This window comes from Luteimonas terrae, assembly GCF_031457535.1.
GTDB lineage: Bacteria > Pseudomonadota > Gammaproteobacteria > Xanthomonadales > Xanthomonadaceae > Luteimonas > Luteimonas terrae_A.
On sequence record NZ_JAVDWO010000003.1, the window covers coordinates 81,086 to 101,034 of the forward strand.

Below are 19,949 nucleotides of genomic sequence, written 5' to 3' on the forward strand. Positions count from 1 at the left end.
TGCGCTGCGGAGCGATAATGCGGGGATGACTGGACAGATTCACGATGCGGCCATTCTAGCCGACGGCAACGACTGGCGGACCCGCGACCTCGCCGCGGTCTGGCACCCCTGCACCCAGATGCGCGAGCATCCCGATATCCAGCCGATGCTGCCGATCGTGCGCGGCGACGGCGCGTGGCTGATCGAGGCCGGCGGCCGGAAGATCCTCGATTCGGGCAGCAGCTGGTGGACCAACCTGCACGGCCATGCCGAACCGCGCATCGCCGAGGCCATCGCGACGCAGGCGCGCACGCTGGAACAGGTGATCCTGGCCGGCTGCACGCATCCGGCGGCGGTCGAACTCGCCGAGCGGCTGCTCGCCATTGCGCCGCGCGAGCCGGGCCGCCCGCCGCTGACCAAGGTGTTCTTTGCCGACAACGGCTCGGCCGGCGTCGAAGTCGCGCTGAAGATGGCGTTCCAGTGGTTCCAGAACCGCGGCGACGAGCCGCGCCGGACCAAGTTCGTCGCGCTGCAAAACGGCTATCACGGCGAGACACTCGGCGCGCTCGCGGTCGGCGACATTCCGCTGTACCGGCGCGTCTACGCGCCGCTGTTGTGCGAAGCGGTATTCGCGCCCTCGCCCGATGCCTACACCGCGCGCGCCGGGCAGAGCGCCGCCGGTCACGCCGAGGACGCGGCGGATGCGCTTGCGCACCTGCTCGACGAACATGCCGGCGAAATCTGCGCGCTGATCCTCGAACCGCTGGTGCAGTGCGCCGGCGGTATGCGCATGCACGACCCGGTGTATCTCAAGCGCGTGCGCGAGCTGTGCGATGTCCACGGCGTGTTCCTGATCGCCGACGAGATCGCGGTCGGCTTCGGACGCACCGGGACGTTGTTCGCGTTCGAACAGGCGGGCGTGCAGCCGGATCTGCTGTGCCTGTCGAAGGGCCTGACCGGCGGCTTCCTGCCGCTGTCGACGGTACTGGCGACGCAGGCGCTGTACGACGGCTTCCTCGATACCTCGCGCGAACGCGCCTTCCTGCATTCGCATAGCTACACCGGCAATCCGCTGGCCTGCGCTGCGGCACTGGCCTCGCTGGAGATATTCGGCAGCGACGATGTGCTCGTCCGCAATCGCGACACGGCCGCCAAGATGGCTACGCTCGCGGCGCAGATCGGCGCGCACCGACATGTCGCCGACACCCGTCAGACCGGCATGATCGTGGCGTTCGAACTCACCCGCGATGGCGACAAGGCCACGCCGTTCGACCCGGCGCTGCGCGTCGGCCTGCGCGCGTATCGGCACGCAGTGGAACGTGGCGTGCTGCTGCGTCCGCTTGGCGACATCCTGTACTGGATGCCCCCCTACTGCATCGATGACGCACAGTTGCAGCTGCTGGCCGAGGTCACCGCAGAAGCCATCGAGGCAGGCAGCGCATGCGCGTGATCCGCGCCTTCGTCGATCGCCCGCTCGCTGCCGGCCTGCCGGTCGAACTGCCCGACGACGCCGTTGCGCACCTGGTGCGCGTGCTGCGCCTGCGCGAAGGCGATGCCTGCGTGCTGTTCAACGGCGACGGCGTCGATCACGACGCGCGCCTGGTGCGCGTCGACAAGCGCAGCGCGGTCGCCGAGATCACCGGCAGCCGCGTGATTCATCTCGAATCGCCGCTTTCGATCACCCTGGTGCAGGGCATCGCGCGCGGCGAGAAGATGGACTGGATCCTGCAGAAGGCGACCGAACTCGGCGTTGCCGCCTTCGTACCGGTGTCCAGCGACCGCAGCGAAGTGAAGCTCGATGCCGAGCGCGCGGCCAAGCGGCTTGCGCATTGGCGCAGCGTCGTGGTGTCGGCCTGCGAACAGAGCTGGCGCTCGACGATTCCCGACGTCACACCGCCGCGTTCGCTCGCTGCGGCACTCGCGGACCTGCCCACCGGTGCCTCGCGCTGGCTGCTCGATCCCGATGCGGACGCCGGCATCGCAACGATGGCGTCGCCGTCAGCCGGCATGGTGCTCGCGATCGGTCCGGAAGGTGGCTGGTCCGCGAACGATCGCGCGGCGCTGGTCGCCGCCGGATTCGCTGGCTTGCGGCTGGGCCCGCGGATTCTGCGCACCGAGACCGCCGGCATGGCGGCGATCGCAGCGTTGCAGGCGCGGTTCGGCGATCTCGCCGGCTGAGCGCCGGCAGCAGCTCAGGCGGCCAGCGCCTCGCGCACCGACTGTTCGATCAGGTCGATGTCGGGGATCAGCGCAATGTCGTCGTTGAGGCGTACGCGGGCGCGCACTGCGAACGGCAGCGCATCGCCTTCCCCGTCGGACTCGTCGAGCAGGTGTGCTTCGGAAATCGTCACCAGTCGCGGGAATCCCTCGGCCAGCAGCGCGAAGAACGGCAGACGCGCATCACCGCCGAGCGTCTTGAGCACGACCACCTTGCTGGCCAGCTCGGCGCGTTCGTCGCCCTGCTTCGACAGCATCGGAAACGCGACCAGCGGCAGACGCCAGCCACGCCAGCGCAGGCGGCCCAGCAGCCAGTCGGGCGCATTGGCCATCGCTTCGGGCGGCGAATACGAGAGCACTTCGGAAATCGTCGCATTGGGCAGCAGCAGCTGCGTGGTACCGGCGCGGATCAGCACGCCGCGGATTTCTTGATGTGCGCTCACAGCGACAACTCTCCGGAATCGAAACGTCGCGCGCTGGGCATCCAGCGCGCGATCAACCAGTCGGCGATGTCGGTCGGGCTCCCCGAGGGACCGCCGCGCTGCGCCACTGCACGCGCCGCGACCGAGTCGTAACAGCCTTCCTCGCTCTGGCCGCCGACCAGCGCGCCCTGCCATGCGGGCCCCATCGCAACGTCGACCAGCGCAGGATCGGCGCCGCTGAGGAACAGCAACGCGCTGTCATCAGCCGGCACCGCATCGGCCAGCGCGGCGATGTCGGCGGTCTCTGCGAAGTGCAGTGCGCCCTTGACCGCGACCGGCAACAGATCCGGCGGCAAGAAATAGATCTCACCCGGCGAGATCGTCATGCCCGCCTCGGCGAGCTGCACCGGCATCGCGGCCGCGCGTTCCATCTGCCGCACGAGCCGGTCGTAACGCCCGCCGTCGAGCTGCAGGCGCACCAGCACCGGGCGCGGAAAACCTTCCGGCAAGGCGCCAAGCAACTGGCGCACCGCGTCGGGTCCGCCGAGACCGCCGGCGATCAGCACGACACCCTTGATCGGACCGTGGCCATAGCTGTCGGTATCGGTGAGGCTCAAGCCGGAAATGCGCGACTCGAGCTCGGACAGATCGCGCGCCAGCGTCTTGGCCGGCGTGGCCGCTGCGCGCGCGTAATCATCAACAGGCGCCGCGGAACGGAACGAGGGCAACGCGTCGCCATCGAGCAATGTCAGGGGTTCGGGCGGTGATTCGAGAGATGCTTCGGGCGCCTGATCGACGCGCGTCTCGACACCCGCCTCTGCTTCGACCGCGCCCGCAGCAGCGCGTTCGGATGCTGTCGTCGGTGCTGATGCAGGCGCATCCGACCACGCCGCCAGATTCTCGTTGAGATCGCGCACCTCGCCCGGCGGCGCGGCTGGCGGGGTGTAGCTGGTCTCGTCGTAATCGGCCAGCTCGAAATCGAAACTGAATTCCACGGCAGGCGGCTGCACGCTCGGCGGCGCATCGAATTCGGCCGCGACCGGATCGAACGCAAGATGCGTCACGTCGTCGGATGTCGTTTCGGTGGCGGGGGGCGCCTGGATATCGGGAGCCACGGCGTCCAGCCCGACGAGCGATGCCGTGTCCGTGTGCGCGTCGAACTCCAATGCCAGCGGCGCGTCACTCACCGCCGCATCGCTGGCCGCCGACGGGGGCAGCACATCGGAGACCCCGCGCAGCTTCGCGGCCAGATGGCGCACCCAGCGCGCTGCATCCCAGCCGGTACGCTCGAGCACCAGCGCGGCTTCCTCGAAGATCACCGTGCGGCCGGGCGCAGCGAAGGCCGGCTCGAAGGGCTCGAGCGCGTCTTCGTCGGCAGGATCGAGCACCACCAGCAACACCGCGGGCGCCAGTGTCTCGAGCGCGTCGGGCGTGTGCTGCGACGGATCCAGGGTCGCGACCAGCTCCGCGCCCGCTTCGGTCAGCGCTTCGACGACGCGGTCGCAGGCTGTGCCTGCGCGCGCCAGCACCACGGTGCGGATCGCATCAGTCATCGTCGCGCTCCAGCTTCAGCAGCTCGTAGACGTGGCGCAGCAACTCGGGTTCCTGGTAGGGCTTGCCGAGATAGCGGTCGACGCCGATCTCGAACGCGCGCTGGCGATGCTTCTCGCCGGTACGCGAGGTGATCATCATGATGTGCACGTCGCGCAGGCGCGGATCGGCCTTCATGTGCGTCGCCAGTTCGTAGCCGTCCATGCGTGGCATTTCGATATCGAGCAGCATCAGGTCGGGCACGCGCTCGTCCATGCGCTCCAGCGCGTCGAGGCCGTCCTTCGCGGTCACGACCTCGAAGTTGTGACGCTCCAGTACCCGGCCGGTGACCTTGCGCATCGTCACCGAATCGTCGACGACCATCACCAGCGGCACCGCGCGGCGCTCGACCGCTGGCTCAGCCGCCTGCTCGGGTGCATCGACCTGCGCGTCCTGCGCGCCGTAGCGGCGCACCAGCGGTGCGATGTCGAGAATCACGACCACGCGACCGTCGCCCATGATCGTCGCGCCGAAGATGCCCGGGATCGAGGTGATCTGCGGACCCACCGGCTTCACCACGATTTCCTTGTTGCCGACGATTTCGTCGACCGCCACCGCCGCGCGCAGTTCACCGGCGCGGATCAGCAGCAACGGCATCTGCAGATGGCCCTCGGCGCGCGCGGACGACTGCCCGACCAGGCGGCCGAGATCGTACAGCGCGTAGTCCTCGCCGCCATAGCGGTAGATCGCGCCGGGCTTGGCCTCGCTGCGGGCGATACGCCCAACGCCGCGCACCGAAGCGATCGGCACCGCGAAGCTGGTGTCACCGATACGCACGAACGCGGCCTGGGTGACGGCCAGGGTCTGCGGCAGGCGCAGGATGAACCGGGTGCCCGCGCCCTTGCGCGAGTGGATGTCGAACGTGCCGCCGAGCTGGCGCACTTCGCCGGCGACGATGTCCATGCCGACGCCGCGGCCGGCAAGCCGGCTGACTTCGGTGGCGGTCGAGAAACCCGGCTGCAGGATCAGAGCATCCAGGTCGACGTCGGCGACCTCGGCATTCGCCTGCAACAACCCGCGTTCCTCGGCACGGCGGCGGATCGCAGCGCGGTCGAGACCGGCGCCGTCATCGCCCACTTCCAGCACCACTTCCGAGCCTTCGCGGCGGACCGCGATGTGGATGCTCCCCTCGGCGGGCTTGCCGGCGCTGCGACGCGCCTCGGGCGCTTCCAGGCCGTGCGCGACCGCGTTGCGCAGCATGTGCTCCAGCGGCGAGACCATGCGTTCAAGCACGTTGCGGTCCAGCTCGCCCTGCGTGCCTTCGAGACGCAGCTGCACCTGCTTGCCGGTGTCCTGCGCCGCCTGGCGGACCACGCGGCGCAGGCGTGGCACGAGACCGTCGAACGGCACCATGCGCGTGCGCATCAGGCCCTCCTGCAGATCCGAGCTCACCCGCGACTGCTGGGTCAGCAAGGTCTCGTACTGGCGAGTCTGGTCGTCGAGCATCTGCTGCAGGCTGCCGAAGTCGGACGCGGTCTCGCTGAGCGCACGCGACAGCTGCTGCAGTGTCGAGAACCGGTCGAGCTCCAGCGGATCGAACGTGGTGTCGGAGACCTCACCCTCGCGCTGGTAGCGCGCGACGATCTGCGCCTCGGTCTCGATGTCGAGACGGCGCAACTGGTCGCGCAAACGCGTATTGGTCTGCGCAAGCTCATTCATCGCGCCGCGGAACGCGCCGAGCTGCTGCTCGAGGCGTGCACGGTAGATCGCCACCTCGCCGGCATAGGTGACCAGCTTGTCGAGCAGGTCCGCGCGGATGCGCACCTGTTCCTGCGAACCACGCAGCGCCGTCTCTTCATCGTCGGCGGCGTCGCTGTCGAGTGGCAGCGGCGCGGACAGCGGCGCCAGTTCGATCTTCGCAACCTCGTTCCCGGACACGGGCGACTCGGCAGGCGTGTCGCCGCCGCGCTTGCCGCTGAACGCATCGACCAGCGCCTGCGACGGCCCGATCGCACGCCGGTCGCCGGCGCGGGTCACCATCGTGTGCAGACGATCGAAGCCACGCTCGAGCAGTGCCACATCGCCGCGGCGCAGGGTGCGGCGACGCTCGGCCACGGCCTCGAGCAGCGTTTCCATCGCGTGGCCCAGCTCGCCGATCTCCATCAGGCCGGCCATGCGCGCGCCGCCCTTGAGGGTGTGCAGATCGCGCTGCAGACCCGCGACCGCGTCGCGGTTGTCAGGCGAGTCCCGCAACTGCGCGAGCAACGCGTCGGCGTGGTCGAGCAGGTCGATGCCTTCCTCGACGAAGATGTCGATCAGCTCCGGGTCGAGACCATCAAGCGACAGCGCGGCATCGGGATCCTCTTCGCTGGCCGGCAGCTCGTCCACCGGCGCGGCAGCGGTCGGATCGACCGGCAGTTCTGCTTCGGCGGTCTCGGCACCGGTTTCCGGCTCGTCTTCGACCGTATCGACCGGCGCGGCGTCGGATCCGGATGCCAGGGTGATGGCGACATCCTCGTCGACATCGCGCGTCCGTGCGTCCGCTTCGATCTTCTGCGCGGGCAGCACAGTGTCGACGGCGTCGGCTGCTGCACTGTCGGATAGTCCGCCGGTGGTTTCCACCGGCGTTTCGACGTCGATCACGTCGATCACCTCGGCCGCTTCGGGCGCATCGGCGCAAAGGTCGTCCGCTTCCAGCGCAGGAGACGCCGTGACGCTCGCGGTCAACGCCGTTTCGACCTCACCCGGGGTGTCGACGATCTCACGTGTCTCGCCGTGGTCGGCGACGGATTCAGCGGCTTCGTCCACATGCGGCGGCGCGATCGCCTGTGCTGCCGCCGACGCTGTGGTCCGCAGTCGGCGCGCGGTTTCGTCGTGCTCGAAACGATCACGCTCTGCAACCAGCACGCTGGCGTCAATGTGCGCCTGACGCCGCAGCTTCTCGAAGGCCTCGATCGCGATGCGCGCGGCATCTTCCTGCCCCGCCGTATCGTCTTCCGTGTGCTCGGCGGCGGCGCGATCCGGCGCCGCCTGCGGATCGTCCGCCTCTACAGCATGTGCGGCGGCCAGACGTTCGTGTTCCAGTTGTTCAGCCGCGGCACGTTCGGCATCGGCGTGCTCGATCTCAAGACGCGCGCGTGCGGCCTGCTCGGCTTCGTCCTGCGCGAGGCGCTCGGCGCTGAGACGCTCCTGCTCCAGTCGCTCGATCTCGAGACGCTCGACTTGCAGACGTGTCGCCTCGGCCTGCTCGGCTTCAGCCTGCGCAAGGTGTTCGGCGGCAAGACGTGCTTCTTCCACCTGCTCGCGTTCGAGACGCTCGGCTTCGAGATGCGCCGCTTCGGCCTGCTCGGCTTCAGCCCGCGCGAGGCGCTCGGCGTCGAGACGTGCCTCTTCCGCCTGTTCGCGTTCGAGACGCTCGGCGTCGAGTCGAGCACGCTCCGCTTCGGCCTGCGCGAGACGCTCGGCGGCGAGACGCGCCTGTTCCAGACGCTCGATCTCGAGACGCTCGGCCTCGTGGCGTTCCGCTTCAGCCTGTTCGGCGTCCGCCTGCGCCAGACGTTCCGCGTCGAGACGCGCCTGCTCGAGCCGTTCGATTTCGAGCCGTTCGATTTCGAGACGCTCGGCTTCGAGGCGTTCGGCATCCGCCTTTTCGGCCGCTGCCTGGGCAGCGCGCTCGGCCTCGAGATGCGCCGTGTCCAGTTGCGGCTGATCGGCCTGACCGTCGTCGTCCGGTGCGATCGTCGACAGATCGGGACTGTCGTCCAGCGCATCGAGATCGTCGGGCAGGTCGAACCCGAAATGCTCGACCGGCGCTTCGGGCAGGCGGTCGCGCAATGCGCCGACCTGACCAGCCAGGGTGGGCAGCACCGCGATACGCGGCTCGGGGCCGTGCAGTTCCCGGAGCGCTTCGCGAGCCGCAACGCAGACTGCGTCGAGCACCGGCGCGACATCGGCGTCCGGGGCCGTGCCGGCCGCAACCAGACGTCGCGCGTATTCTTCAGCAGGCGCCAGCAACAGACCGATCGCCGGCACTTCAGCCATTGCGAACGCGCCGTGCATGGTGTGCAGCGCGCGCAGCAGGCGCTCGCCATCGGCCGGCGCGCCCGCATCGATCGCACCGAGCCAGTCACCCACGGTCTGCAGGTGCCCCTGGACCTCGTTGTCGAGGATCTCCAGCAACAGCGCGTCCACCGAAGCGGGCATCGTCTCGATCTCATCGGACGCCGAGGCTGCCTTTGCGTCACCTGACGCGTCGACCGCGTCAGCGTCTGGCACAGCACCGTCGGAGACGTCAGCCGCGGGCGCCGCAGCATCCGCAGCCTCGAACACTACCGCGGAGGGCGTCGGCGCCGATGTCCGCGTCGGTACCGTGTCGTCGCCGGCCGCGATGCGTGCCGCATTGGCCTGCATCGTCTCCAGATCGGCGCGCAGCGCGGCGTCGCCGCGCAGTACCGCCTGCAACTCTGGGAGCGCGTAGAACGCCTGGTCGACCATCTCCACCACGGCCGGGGTCACAGGGCGGCCCTCGATCACGCGGTTGAGCAGGGTCTCGATCGACCAGCTGAACTCACCGAGCGCCTTCGCGCCGACCAGCCGGCCGCTGCCCTTGAGCGTGTGGAATACGCGACGGATCGGGCGCACGAGTTCGAGGTTGTCCGGCTGCGCGCGCCATGGCGGCAGCAGTGCATCGAGATTCTCGATCTCGCCGGCAAACTCCTCGAGAAACACTTCGCGGATCTCGTCGTCGATCTCATCGCCGACGTCCTCGAAACCACCCGCGACATTGCGCGCAGGCGGCGAGGACGCGACCGGCCGCGCCGTCGCATCGGCCACCGGTGCAGACGGCGGCTCGACGGTCGCCGCGGGTGGCTCCCACACGTCGATGCCACGCGCCAGCTGACCGAGATCGATCGCGGCGACGCGCGCGTCGGCATCGAACGGGTTCGTCTCGATCGACGCGTCCACCGGTGCATTCGCGGCCGGCAGCGGCCAATAGCCCAGCGCTTCCAGGCTGCTGCGCGCGATGTCGAGAATGTCGGCGCGGTTGGGGCGCTGCTCGCGCAGGGCTTCGAGGTAGTACTCCAGGCTCGCCAATGCATCGGCGAACGTATCGAGCTGGCGACCGTTGGGCACGCGCTGGCGTGCGATCAGTTCGCGCTCGGCATACAACCGCACGCCTGCCAGGTAACCCGCGGCCTGCGGCAGTTCCAACATCGAAAGCGCGCCGCCGACCTCGGCCAGCAGCCGCGGTACTTCCTGCAGTTCGCTGTGATCCCAACTGGTTTCGACGAACGCGACGAGCGCCTGGCGCGCGTCGGAGAAATTGGCGATCGCCTCGCGGACCAGCACCGTCATCGACTGCTGCGCCTCGACGGCGAGCGTGTCGTCGGAGCCGTCCGTAACTTCGGCACCGAGGCGCGAGACCTGGTCGTCGAGCGTCGCATCGACGTAGAGCAGCGCGCCGGCGACGTCGAGCAGCGTGTCTTCGCTAGCCGGCATGGCGCCACTGACGATGCCGCGCATCGTGTCGCGCTGCTGCTGCACCACCGTACGCGCCGCGCCGAGACCGAGCATGCCGAGCGTGTCGGCGACCCCCGCCAGCACCTCGACCTGCGGGTGCAGGCCGGCGATGTTGTTCGACCCCGTGCGCAGGTGCAGATCCAGCGCGTCCTTGACCCGCAGCAGATCTTCCTTGACCGCGGCCGCGACCGTGTCCAGCAACGCGCGGTTGCGGCCACCGAGACTGCCACGCGCGTGTTCGAGTTCGGCCTCGCTCGGCAACTGGGCCTGCAGGTCGAAAGCCTCGCGCAGCGCGTCGAGCGCCGGATGCGCGGCGTCGCTGTGGGCGACGTGATAGAGCAGCTGGCGCGTGGGTTCCTGGGCGCCGTCGGCCAGCGTGGCCTCGAGCCGCGGGGCCTGCGCGTACTGACGGACTTCGCGTTCGACACTGGCGAACACCTGGCGCAGCGCGGGATGCACGGACAGTTCGAACGCGCCGTCTGCAAGGGCATCGGCGACGCGCGAGGCGACCCACAACATACGGCGCTGGGTGTCGGAGCCGGCCTGCGTGGTCAGGGCCGACAGGCCCGCGACCAGCGCGCCGGTGTCGCCCGGGCTGCCACCCGCGGACCAGGCCTGCAGCGCGACGCGGAGCTGGCGCAGCGCGGCGTCGGGATCGATGCCGGCATCTTCGACCGGCACGGTGTCGGGCAATGCGCGCGCCAGGTCTGGCGCAAACAGAATGCTTTCGCTCAGTCCGGGCTCACCGCGCGCGGCACGCAGTTCGTTGAGCAGCGGCAACAGCACGATGGGAATGTCGCGGTGACCGCCCTGCAGGCGCTCGAGGTAATCGGGCAGCAGCAACATGCCGCGCAGCAGCGCGGCCGAGGCGACGTCACGATCGGCGGTGGCGCCGTCCCGCAACGCGTCTGCCAGACGCTCCATCTCCTCGACGACCATCGCCGGCGCATACAGCTCGACCATCCGCAGCGTGCCCTGCGCCTGGTGCAGATACCCGGCGCACAGACGCATGCGACCCGGATCGTCCGGCGCTTCGACGAAGCTCTCCAGTTCGAGCCGCGCCTGGCGCAGCACTTCGTCCAGCTCCGGCTTGATCCAGCCGAGCATGGTGTGGTCGATGGCATCGCGCAGACCGCTCATGCAGCGGCTCCACGTCGGACGCCGCGCGGGTTCGCGCGAATGAAGCAGACGGTCATGGAATCCGTTCCGTGGCTCAGGCCGGCAGCTTGAAGTCGGCGACCGAGCGACGCAGGTCGGCGGCGAGCTGCGCGAGGTTGCCGATCGAGGCGGCAGTCTGGTTCGCGCCCTGCGAGGTCTGCTTGGTGATCGACTGGATGGTGTGCATCGCCGTGGTGATGTTGGTCGCGGCCGACGACTGCTGATGCGCCGCCGAAGAGATGCCCTGGATGAGATCGGCGAGGTTGGTCGACACGCTCTCGATCTCGCCCAGGGCGGTGCCGGCATCCTCGGCCAGACGCGCACCGGCGACCACCTCGGATGTCGTCTGCTCCATCGAGGTCACGGCTTCGTTGGTGTCGGACTGGATCGTCTGCACCAGCGTTTCGATGCGGCGCGTCGCGTTGGTCGCACGTTCCGCGAGGCGCTGCACTTCGTCGGCCACGACCGCGAAGCCGCGGCCGGCTTCGCCCGCGGACGCCGCCTGGATCGCAGCGTTGAGCGCGAGGATGTTGGTCTGCTCGGAGATGTCGTTGATCAGTTCGACGATCGAGCCGATCTCCTGCGAGCTTTCGCCCAGGCGCTTGATGCGCTTCGAGGTTTCCTGGATCTGGTCGCGGATCGAGTCCATGCCGGCGATCGTCTCGCGCACCACGCCCGCGCCCTTGGTCGCGATCTGCACCGAGCGCTGCGCCACGTCGGCCGATTCGGCCGAGTTCTTCGAGACCTGGTCGATGCTGACCGCGATCTCGTTGATCCGGTCCGACGCGGAGTTGATTTCCTGCTCCTGATGCTCGGCCGCCTCGGCCAGATGCATCGCGGTGGCCTGGGTTTCCTGCGCGCTGGAGGCGACCTGCACCGAGGTGTCGTTGATCGTCTGCACGAGGCTGCGCAGCTGCTCGATCGCGAAATTGATCGAGTCGGCGATCGCACCGGTCATGTCCTCGGTGACGGTCGCCTTGACCGTCAGGTCGCCTTCGGCGAGCGAACCCATTTCGTCCAGCAGGCGCATGATCGCCTCCTGGTTGCGGTTGTTGAGTTCCATCGTGGTTTCGTAACGCTCGCGCTGCGCACGGTTCAACGACACGAGCAGACCGGCGATGGCGACCAGTGCGATCAAACCGGCGACGATGCTGATCCAGATGTTGCCCAGGATGCTGCGGTCGCTCATCGAGCCGAACGCGGTGAACGCGTTGAACAGCGCCTCGCTGTCGCTCAGCAACTGGTCGGAACCGGTCACCAGTGCGCCGGCCGCGGCCTGCGCCTGGAACAACTGCTCGCTGCTGCCGAGGATCGCCTCGAGTTCGGCGCGCATCTGCGCCCAGGCCTCGTCGGCACGTGCCAGCGCCGCGAGCGCGTTGCCGTTGGTCAGCGCCTGCAGTTCGCGCGACGGGTCGCCCTCGCGCAGGCCGGTCATGACCTGCTGGAAGTCTTCCGCATTGCGACGCAGGCCCTGGCCCGCGATCGCCGCGCCGGCGCCGCCGGCCTGCACCTCGGTCACGCGACGCGCCATGTCGCCAGCGATCACCACCTGGCGCAGTGCCATATAGACCTGCGAGGACGGCGAGCCGCTGCTCGACATCGCACGCACCAGTTCGTCGAGCAGGGCCTGCAACTGCGGCACACCCTGACTGAAGCGCTGGGCCTGGCCGGCAAACGCAGTCACCGCGGCCTCGCTGTCGGCCAGCTGCTGGGCGCTGGCGCCGAGCGGGGCCCAGGTTTCGGTGACCTTGGCGACCGGGCCGGCCACGCCGGTGGTGTCGCCGTAGCTCGCGTTGAGCTGCTGGATGTCGCCGTCGATCTGCGCGCGCGTGGCCTTGAACGTGGCGAACGCCGCCGCGTTGCCGCGCACCGCATCGCTGCCCTGGTTGGCCAGGCGCTGGCTGTCCACGCGCAGGTTCGACGCCGCGGTACTCGCGCCGCCCAGGCGCGAGGCCTTCCACGTGCCATACCCGGTATTCAAGACCAGGATCGTGCCGGCCACGATCAGCACCACGACCCAGAAATTGGTACCGAAGGTGCGGCGTTTGACGGCGAGGGTGTCGGCGGCTGTGCTCATGCGGGCTGTCCGTTCCTGATGCGGTGTGCGACGGCGGCCATCAGGCCGCGGCGTGTCTGAATTCCGGGGTGCGACCGAGACGTTCGAAACTGAAGACGCCCCAGGTCGCGTTGGCATGCGCATACGCGCGCTCGACGAAGTGACCGTAGCGGCCCTCCGCGATGCGCTCGGCGGACACCTCGTCTTCCTCGAGGAAACTGCGCTGGCCGAACAGCTCGTCGATCGTCAGCGCGACGTCACCGCCGGGCTGACGCACGATCAGCACGCGCTGGCTTTCCTGCAGCACGGTGCGCTCGCCTTCGAGGAACTGCTTGAGATCGACGATCGGCAGCAGGCTGCCGCGGATATTGGCGACACCGAGCACCCAGGACTGTGCGCCGGGTACCGGCGTCACCGGCGGCATCGGCAGGATCTCGACGACCTCGTCAAACGACGAGGCCAGCATGCGCCGGCCGATGCGGTAACCCACCCCACGCCACAGACCGGGCGCGTCTAGCTGGTCGGGCAGGCCCACGCTGTGGGCCAGGCTGCGCCGCTCGTATTCGGCAAGGACAGCGAAGGCGCCCGTCGCGGGCGCGTCGTCAGACGCGGCCGTGGACATCAGCCCGCCAGAACCGCGTTGACCTGACTGATCAGCGCGTCCTCGGTCGGCGGCTTGACGATGTAGCCCTTCGCGCCTTGGCGCAGGCCCCACATCTTGTCCGTTTCCATCCCCTTGGTGCTGATGATGATGATCGGAATGCCCGATGTGTCGGCATCTTTTGCCAGCGCACGCGTGGCCTGGAAGCCACTCATGCCCGGCAACACCACGTCCATCAGCACGAGGTCGGGGCGCTCGCGCTTGCACGCGGCGATGCCGTCCTCGGCGTTGCCCGATGCGGTGACCTGGTGCCCGTGGCGTTCCAGCCACTGGGTCAGTACCGCGGTGTCGGTCGGTGAATCCTCGATCAACAGGATGCGTGCCATGCCCTGCTCTCCCCTGATCAGGCGTTGACGTGCGTACGGATCGCGTCGAGGAGTTCCTCGCGCGTAAACGGCTTGGTGACGTACTGCTCGGACCCGACGATGCGCCCCCGCGCCTTGTCGAACAGGCCGTCCTTGGACGACAGCATGATCACCGGCGTGTTGCGGAGCATCTGGTTGTTCTTGATCAGCGCACAGGTCTGATAGCCATCCAGCCGCGGCATCATGATGTCGACAAAGATGATCTGCGGCTTCTGGTCGGCGATCTTGGCGAGCGCTTCGAACCCATCAACGGCGGTGACGACCTCGGCGCCTTCGCGACGCAATAGCGTCTCCGCGGTGCGGCGGATGGTCTTCGAGTCGTCGATCACCATCACCCGCAGCCCGTCGAGGCTGCCGGAGGACGGCTTGTCGTCACTGGTCATGCAATCTCCCCTGGTGCGCGGCGCGGGAGTTCGCGCGCCGATGCAGGACGGAGTTATACCTCGGCGCAGCGCCGGCCTGTCAAGATTTTCACGCGCTTTGTGCGCAGTGCCTCGAAATACAGCGGCGCGGCGCGGCGATGGCCCCTGATAAGATCGGGCGCCCCAATCCCGCAGGTCGTGCGCATGTCCCTGGATGTCGTCGTGGTGATGGACCCGATCGGGTCCATCAGGATCGCCAAGGACTCGACGTTCTCGATGCTGCTCGAAGCGCAGCGCCGCGGCCATCGCCTGCACTACGTGATTCCGGGGGGGCTGGCGATGACCGGCGGCGATGCGGTCGCGCGAACCGCGCCACTGACCGTGCGCGAAGACGCCGGCGACTGGTACACCCTCGGCACGCCCGCGCTGCGCCGCTTCGGCGACGGCGACGTGGTGCTGATGCGCAAGGACCCGCCGGTCGACCCGGAGTTCGTCGGCGATACGCAAATCCTCGGCGTTGCGCAGCGCCAGGGCGCGATGATCGTCAACGATCCGCAGGGCCTGCGCGACATGAACGAAAAGCTCGGCGCGCTGGCGTTTCCGCAGTGCTGCCCGCCGACGCTGGTCAGCCGCGACGCGGCATCACTCAAGGCCTTCGTTGCCGAGCATCGCGACGCCGTGCTCAAGCCGCTCGACGGCATGGGCGGACGTTCGATCTTCCGCGCCGTCGCCGGCGACGCGAATCTCAACGTGATCCTCGAGACACTCACCGACGGGGGCCGCCGCCTCGCGATGGCGCAGCGTTATCTGCCCGAGATCGTTGATGGCGACAAGCGCATCCTGTTGATCGACGGCGTGCCGGTCGACTACTGCCTGGCGCGGATTCCGCAGGGCGACGAGTTCCGCGGCAACCTTGCCGCGGGTGGCCGCGGTGAAGCGCGACCGCTGAGCGAACGCGACCGCTGGATTGCGGCCCAGGTGGGCCCGACGCTCGCCGCGCGCGGCATGCGTTTCGTCGGCCTGGATGTCATCGGCGATTGGCTGACCGAGGTCAATGTCACCAGCCCGACCTGCATCCGCGAGATCGATGCGGCTTATGGCACCAACATCGCCGGCCTGCTGTTCGATGCGATCGAGCGCGGCCCGGTCACGACGCACACGTCCTGACACGGCCCGCGCGACCGACGATGCAGGCCGCCGCGCCGACGCCGCAGATCGACGACGGCGCACGCCTGGGCGCGACGCTGGTGCTGTCGCTGCTGGTGCACGGTCTGCTGGTGCTGGGGATCGGTTTCGCGACCGAAGACGCCGCGCCGGTGATGCCCACGCTGGACGTGATCCTGACCGAGACCACCAGCCCGCTGACCCAGGCGCAGGCCGACTTCCTTGCCCAGGCCAGCAACCAGGGCGGCGGCGAACACGAGCGCACGAACCGCCCGCGGGAGGCGCAACTCGGCCTGGTGCCGCAGGACAGCACCGGCGTTGCACCGATGGAACTGCGCGCGCAATCACCGGATGCGCAGCCGCCGCCGCAGGACCGTGTGGTCGCGAGCACGCGCGGCGAGACGACGCTGCCGGTCGAGGATCCGACCACGCAGACCGATCCGTCGACGCTGCCGCGCGGACCCGAGAAGATCGAACGCGACCTGGAGATGGCCCGCCTCGCGGCCGAGATCCACATGCGCTCCGAGCGTTACGCGCGCCGACCCAAGCGCAAGTTCGTCTCGGCCAGTACGCAGGAATACGCCTATGCCGCGTACCTGCGGCAATGGGTCGATCGCGTGGAGCGCGTCGGCAATCTCAACTATCCCGACGAAGCGCGACGCCGGCAGCTGGCCGGCGAACTGGTGATCAGCGTGGCGATCCGCCGCGACGGTTCGGTGGAACGTGCCGACATCATCCGCAGCAGCGGCACGCCGATGCTCGACGATGCCGCCTTGCGCATCGCGCGGCTGGCGGAGCCGTATCCGCCGCTGCCCACGACGGGTGATGAAATCGACGTGCTGCATGTCACCCGCACCTGGAATTTCCTGCCGGGTGGGACATTGATCGACGATCGATGAGGGGCCATTGATTCCCGCGGTCGCGTGTCGTGTAGGAGCGCGCTTGCGCGCGATGAGGCCTTTTCAACCGGGCCCCATCGCGCGCAAGCGCGCTCCTACAGACTTTAGAGCTTCCGCCAGCCGAAGCCGTCGCCCGTGCGCCAGAACACGCCGCGCGCCTGGCCGTAGATCGCCGCCGCGGGCACGAAGCCGAAGTAGCGTCCGTCGATGCTGGCGCCGCGGTGGTCACCGAGGACCAGCACCTGGCCCTCCGGCACCTCCAGGTCTGCCAGATCGGGGCCGCCGCCGGCATCGAGATTCAGCGTGACCTGCACGTCGCCGAAGTCTTCGGGCGCATCGCGCCGGTCGGCGAGCGGCGTGCCATTGATCGTGAGGCGACCGTCGACGAGATCGACGCGGTCGCCGCCGACGGCGACCACGCGCTTGATCAGGCGCACACCATCCGACGGCGAGCGGAACACGACGACATCACCGCGTTCGGGTGTTTCACCGCCCCACACGGCCCACTGCGTAAACGGCACGCGCAGGCCGTAGGACCGCATGTCGACGACGACGCGGTCGCCCGGCAACAGCGTGGGCTCCATCGAACCGCTGGGGACGTAGTAGTGGTTGGCCAGCGATGAACGCGCGACCAGCAGCAGACCGAGCAGGCAGAGCAGCGGCAGTCCCTCGCGGCGCAGCCAACCGCGTACGCGCTTGTCGCGTTGACCGGCGGCGCGCCAGGGCGAAGGGGGCGGGATGCTGGCGGTCATGTCGGCGTCTCCATCCGGTTCCGGTGTCAGCGTGCGCCCGGCGTATCGGGTGCCGCGGCGCGGCGGGACGCCCGCAGCGCGACCTGTTCGACGAGGGTCAGTGCCACGTTGTCGCGCAGGTAGGCGGGTTCGACGCGTTCAGGAGCGATCGCTTCGCCGCGCGCGAACGCCGCGGCGGCGAGGTGCGCGAGGTCGGCCGCGTGCGGCAGCGCAGCCGCGTCGATGTGGGCAAAGCGTGCACCGAGCCGCGACTGCAACGCGCCTTCGACGGCCGAGAATCCGCTGCCGACGCCAGACCATGCCGTCGCATCGCCCGGCAGGTCCACCGCGTCGGGCGCGGACACGCGCGCCGGCCCGAGCGCACGCAGGCCTTCGGCGTCCTGCATGAAGGCCTGGCTGTAGACCTCGCCCATGCGTGCATCGATTGCAGCCAACACCGGTACGCCGGGCGCCGCCCGTGCGCGCATCGCCAGCACTTCGAGCGTCGAGCAGGCAACGACCGGGCGGTCGAGCGCCAGCGCGATGCCCTGCACCAGCGCGATCGCCAGACGCACCCCGGTGAAAGCGCCGGGACCACGACCGACCGCGACCACGTCAAGCTGGCTGCGCGCGATGCCGGCCTCGCCCAGCAAGGCCTCGGCCCATGGCAGGGCGAGTTCGGCATGCCGGCGCGGTGCGATCTCGAAGCGCTCCAGCACGCGGCCGTCGTCCCAGATGGCGACGGAGCAGGCTTCGGTGGCGGTTTCGAACGCGAGCAGTCTCATGGAGGCGGGAATTCGGGATTCGGGAATTGGGATTCGGACGGCGGATCCGTCGCCATTGTCGCAGGCCACGCGTCCGGGCTGCTCGCGAAGAACGCAGCCACGGTCGAAATCTCTCGAGTCCGCGGCATTGGCGGCAGCGAATCGAGAAACAGGCCGCCGTAGCTGCGGCCGAGCAGGCGCGGATCGCACAGCACCAGCACGCCGCGATCGTGCTCGGTCCGGATCAGCCGGCCCACGCCCTGCTTGAGCGCGATCACTGCCTGCGGCAACTGCTCGTCGCGGAACGGATTGCCGCCGGCGCGGCGGATCGCATCCAGCCGCGCTTCGAACACCGGATCATCCGGCGCGGCGAAGGGCAGCTTGTCGATGACTACGACGCTCAGCGCGCCGCCGGCGACGTCGACCCCCTCGCGAAAACTCGCCGCGCCCAGCAGCACGCCGTTGCCCGATTCGCGAAAGCGCTGCAGCAGCACGTGGCGCGGCGCCTCGCCCTGTACGAACAGCGGCCAGGGACAATCGCGGCTGCCGTCGCGCAGAAACGCCGCGGTTTCGCGCAGTGCGCGATGCGAGGCGAACAGCAGGAAGGCGCGGCCACCGGAGGCTTCGAGCACCGGCATCACGGCATCGATCACGGCCCGCGTGTAGGCGGGCGCCGAGGGCTGCGGCAATTTCGGTGGCAGATAGCACAGCGCCTGGTGCGGCCAATCGAACGGGCTCGGCGTCAGCAGCGTCTGCGGCGCCTCGATGCCGAGGCGCTCGGCGATGTGATCGAAGCGGTCATCCACTGCCAGCGTCGCCGAGGTGAAGATCCAAGCCGCGCGCGACGCTTCGCGATGCGCGCGCAGCGGCGCGGAGACGTCGAGCGGCGTGCGTTGCAGGCGGAAGCCACGCGGGGTGAGTTCGTACCACAGCACGCCTTCATCGGCCGGCGGCGCGTCGACCACCTCGGCGGGCATCTCTTCGTCGTCGAACATCGACTCCGCCGCTGCGCTGCCGTCATTCCAGCGCCGCAGTCGGGTGATGAAGGCCTGCGCGCGGGCATGGCAACTGTCGAAGCCGGGCGACGCTTCGCGCAGCGGGCCGAGCGCATCACGCAGGTGCAGCAATGCATCGTCGAGCGCATGCAGGGCGTCTTCGACCGACGGCTCGTACAGCGCGCGGTAGCGGGTGCCGCGCGGCGGCAGTCCGTCCATCGCAGCGCGCAACGAACGGGTGGCTTCTTCCAGCGCATGCGCGGGTACCTGCAGCACTGGCAGCGCGCCGGGCACATGCTTGCATTCGGCGATCGCATCGCGCGCCAACTCGACCAGCGGCCGCGCGCTCATGCCTTCACCGAAGAACTGCGCGGCGAGCTCCGGCAGCTGGTGCGCTTCGTCGACGATGAACACCTGCGCGCCCGGCAGAATCTCGCCGAAGCCTTCCTGCTTCAGCGCCAGATCCGCCAGCAGCAGGTGGTGGTTGACCACGACGACATCGGCAGCCTGTGCACGCTGCCGCGCCTGCACGAGAAAGCACTCGCTCCAGAACGGACAGTCATTGCCAAGGCAGTTGTCGACGGTCGAGGTCACCAGCGGCAGCAGCGGCGTGTCCTCGGGCAGACCATCGAGCTCGGCCATGTCGCCCATGCGCGTACGCCCGGCCCAGGTGACGATGCGCTGGAACTGGTGGATCTGTTCACGCGATGTCAGCCGCGGCTCGCCCCGCGCCTGCTCGAGGCGGTACAGACACAGATAGTTCGCGCGCCCCTTGAGCAGCGCACTGCGCAGGCCGCTACCCAGCGCATCGCGCACGCGCGGCAGGTCGCGGTGGAACAGCTGGTCCTGCAGCGCGCGGGTGCCGGTCGAGACGATGGTCTTCAGGCCCGACAGCAGCGCCGGCACGAGATACGCGAACGTCTTGCCGGTGCCGGTGCCAGCTTCGGCCAGCAGCGTGGCGCGCTGGTCGATCGCATCGGCCACTGCCATCGCCAGCGACTGCTGGGCGACACGCGGCCGGAAGGCCGGAATCCGCTCCGCCAGCAGACCGCCTTCGACAAGCGCGTCGCGGCTGCGATCCGCGAGGCGGGCGTCACGCGCGTCGAGCACGGGCCCGGCCGGTCGC

General features: G+C 69.1%; 13 protein-coding genes and 2 pseudogenes. 4 read left to right on the forward strand and 11 right to left on the reverse strand.

The features are described from left to right. The first annotated feature begins 25 nt into the window (after nucleotides 1-25). Both bioA and J2W68_RS04430 read left to right on the forward strand, forming a co-directional pair. A complete protein-coding gene (gene bioA, locus J2W68_RS04425) occupies nucleotides 26-1,429 on the forward strand; it encodes an adenosylmethionine--8-amino-7-oxononanoate transaminase (RefSeq protein WP_310233147.1) in 1,404 nt (467 codons plus the stop codon). Continuing rightward, complete coding sequence (locus tag J2W68_RS04430) at nucleotides 1,420-2,157, forward strand: 16S rRNA (uracil(1498)-N(3))-methyltransferase (protein WP_310233149.1); 738 nt, start codon at nucleotides 1,420-1,422, stop codon at nucleotides 2,155-2,157. Before bioA ends, J2W68_RS04430 begins: the two co-directional genes overlap by 10 nt. A gap of 14 nt (nucleotides 2,158-2,171) precedes the next feature. On the opposite strand, the gene J2W68_RS04435 is transcribed toward J2W68_RS04430, so the two are convergent. From J2W68_RS04435 to pilG, 8 genes and pseudogenes are all read right to left on the reverse strand, one after another. Next, nucleotides 2,172-2,639: a chemotaxis protein CheW gene (locus J2W68_RS04435; RefSeq protein WP_310150568.1), complete on the reverse strand. Its 468-nt coding sequence runs from the start codon at nucleotides 2,637-2,639 to the stop codon at nucleotides 2,172-2,174. Beyond that, nucleotides 2,636-4,171: a chemotaxis protein CheB gene (locus J2W68_RS04440; protein WP_310233151.1), complete on the reverse strand. Its 1,536-nt coding sequence runs from the start codon at nucleotides 4,169-4,171 to the stop codon at nucleotides 2,636-2,638. The genes J2W68_RS04435 and J2W68_RS04440 overlap by 4 nt, the downstream gene beginning before the upstream one ends. Continuing rightward, a pseudogene (locus J2W68_RS17960) lies at nucleotides 4,164-6,884 on the reverse strand (response regulator); the annotation flags it as partial. The gene J2W68_RS04440 and the pseudogene J2W68_RS17960, both read right to left, overlap by 8 nt. A 1,296-nt stretch (nucleotides 6,885-8,180) precedes the next feature. Continuing rightward, nucleotides 8,181-10,808, reverse strand: a pseudogene (locus tag J2W68_RS17965) (Hpt domain-containing protein); the annotation flags it as partial. A gap of 73 nt (nucleotides 10,809-10,881) precedes the next feature. Continuing rightward, the gene (locus tag J2W68_RS04450; protein ID WP_310233156.1) at nucleotides 10,882-12,903 is read right to left on the reverse strand and encodes a methyl-accepting chemotaxis protein; all 2,022 of its coding nucleotides are present in this window, start codon (nucleotides 12,901-12,903) and stop codon (nucleotides 10,882-10,884) included. A gap of 40 nt (nucleotides 12,904-12,943) precedes the next feature. Next, nucleotides 12,944-13,504 (reverse strand): chemotaxis protein CheW, encoded by a 561-nt coding sequence (locus J2W68_RS04455; RefSeq protein WP_310233157.1) that lies wholly within the window; start codon nucleotides 13,502-13,504, stop codon nucleotides 12,944-12,946. Further along, nucleotides 13,504-13,869, reverse strand: a complete 366-nt coding sequence (locus tag J2W68_RS04460; RefSeq protein WP_310233159.1) for a response regulator transcription factor — start codon at nucleotides 13,867-13,869, stop codon at nucleotides 13,504-13,506. The genes J2W68_RS04455 and J2W68_RS04460 overlap by 1 nt, the downstream gene beginning before the upstream one ends. Nucleotides 13,870-13,886: 17 nt before the next feature. Continuing rightward, entirely contained in the window at nucleotides 13,887-14,291 is a 405-nt protein-coding gene (pilG, locus tag J2W68_RS04465; RefSeq protein ID WP_310233163.1) for a twitching motility response regulator PilG, read from the reverse strand. 183 nt (nucleotides 14,292-14,474) lie between these two features. Here pilG and gshB point away from each other — a divergent pair, with 183 nt between their 5' ends. Together gshB and J2W68_RS04475 are read left to right on the forward strand one after the other, a co-directional pair. Next, the gene (gene gshB, locus J2W68_RS04470; protein WP_310233165.1) at nucleotides 14,475-15,437 is read left to right on the forward strand and encodes a glutathione synthase; all 963 of its coding nucleotides are present in this window, start codon (nucleotides 14,475-14,477) and stop codon (nucleotides 15,435-15,437) included. A gap of 20 nt (nucleotides 15,438-15,457) precedes the next feature. Beyond that, nucleotides 15,458-16,333: an energy transducer TonB gene (locus tag J2W68_RS04475; protein WP_310233166.1), complete on the forward strand. Its 876-nt coding sequence runs from the start codon at nucleotides 15,458-15,460 to the stop codon at nucleotides 16,331-16,333. 104 nt (nucleotides 16,334-16,437) lie between these two features. Here the strand turns inward: J2W68_RS04475 and lepB are convergent, their stop codons facing one another. Genes lepB through J2W68_RS04490 form a run of 3 tightly spaced genes read right to left on the reverse strand, consistent with a single transcriptional unit; the run spans nucleotide 16,438 to nucleotide 19,933 of the window. Further along, the gene (gene lepB / locus J2W68_RS04480) at nucleotides 16,438-17,085 is read right to left on the reverse strand and encodes a signal peptidase I (protein ID WP_310233169.1); all 648 of its coding nucleotides are present in this window, start codon (nucleotides 17,083-17,085) and stop codon (nucleotides 16,438-16,440) included. A 26-nt stretch (nucleotides 17,086-17,111) separates the two neighbouring features. Next, nucleotides 17,112-17,849 (reverse strand): tRNA (adenosine(37)-N6)-threonylcarbamoyltransferase complex dimerization subunit type 1 TsaB, encoded by a 738-nt coding sequence (tsaB, locus tag J2W68_RS04485; protein ID WP_310233171.1) that lies wholly within the window; start codon nucleotides 17,847-17,849, stop codon nucleotides 17,112-17,114. After that, nucleotides 17,846-19,933 carry an ATP-dependent DNA helicase gene (locus J2W68_RS04490; protein ID WP_310233172.1) on the reverse strand — a complete coding sequence of 696 codons (2,088 nt, stop codon included), beginning with the start codon at nucleotides 19,931-19,933 and terminating at the stop codon, nucleotides 17,846-17,848. The genes tsaB and J2W68_RS04490 overlap by 4 nt, the downstream gene beginning before the upstream one ends. Nucleotides 19,934-19,949 lie beyond the last annotated feature (16 nt).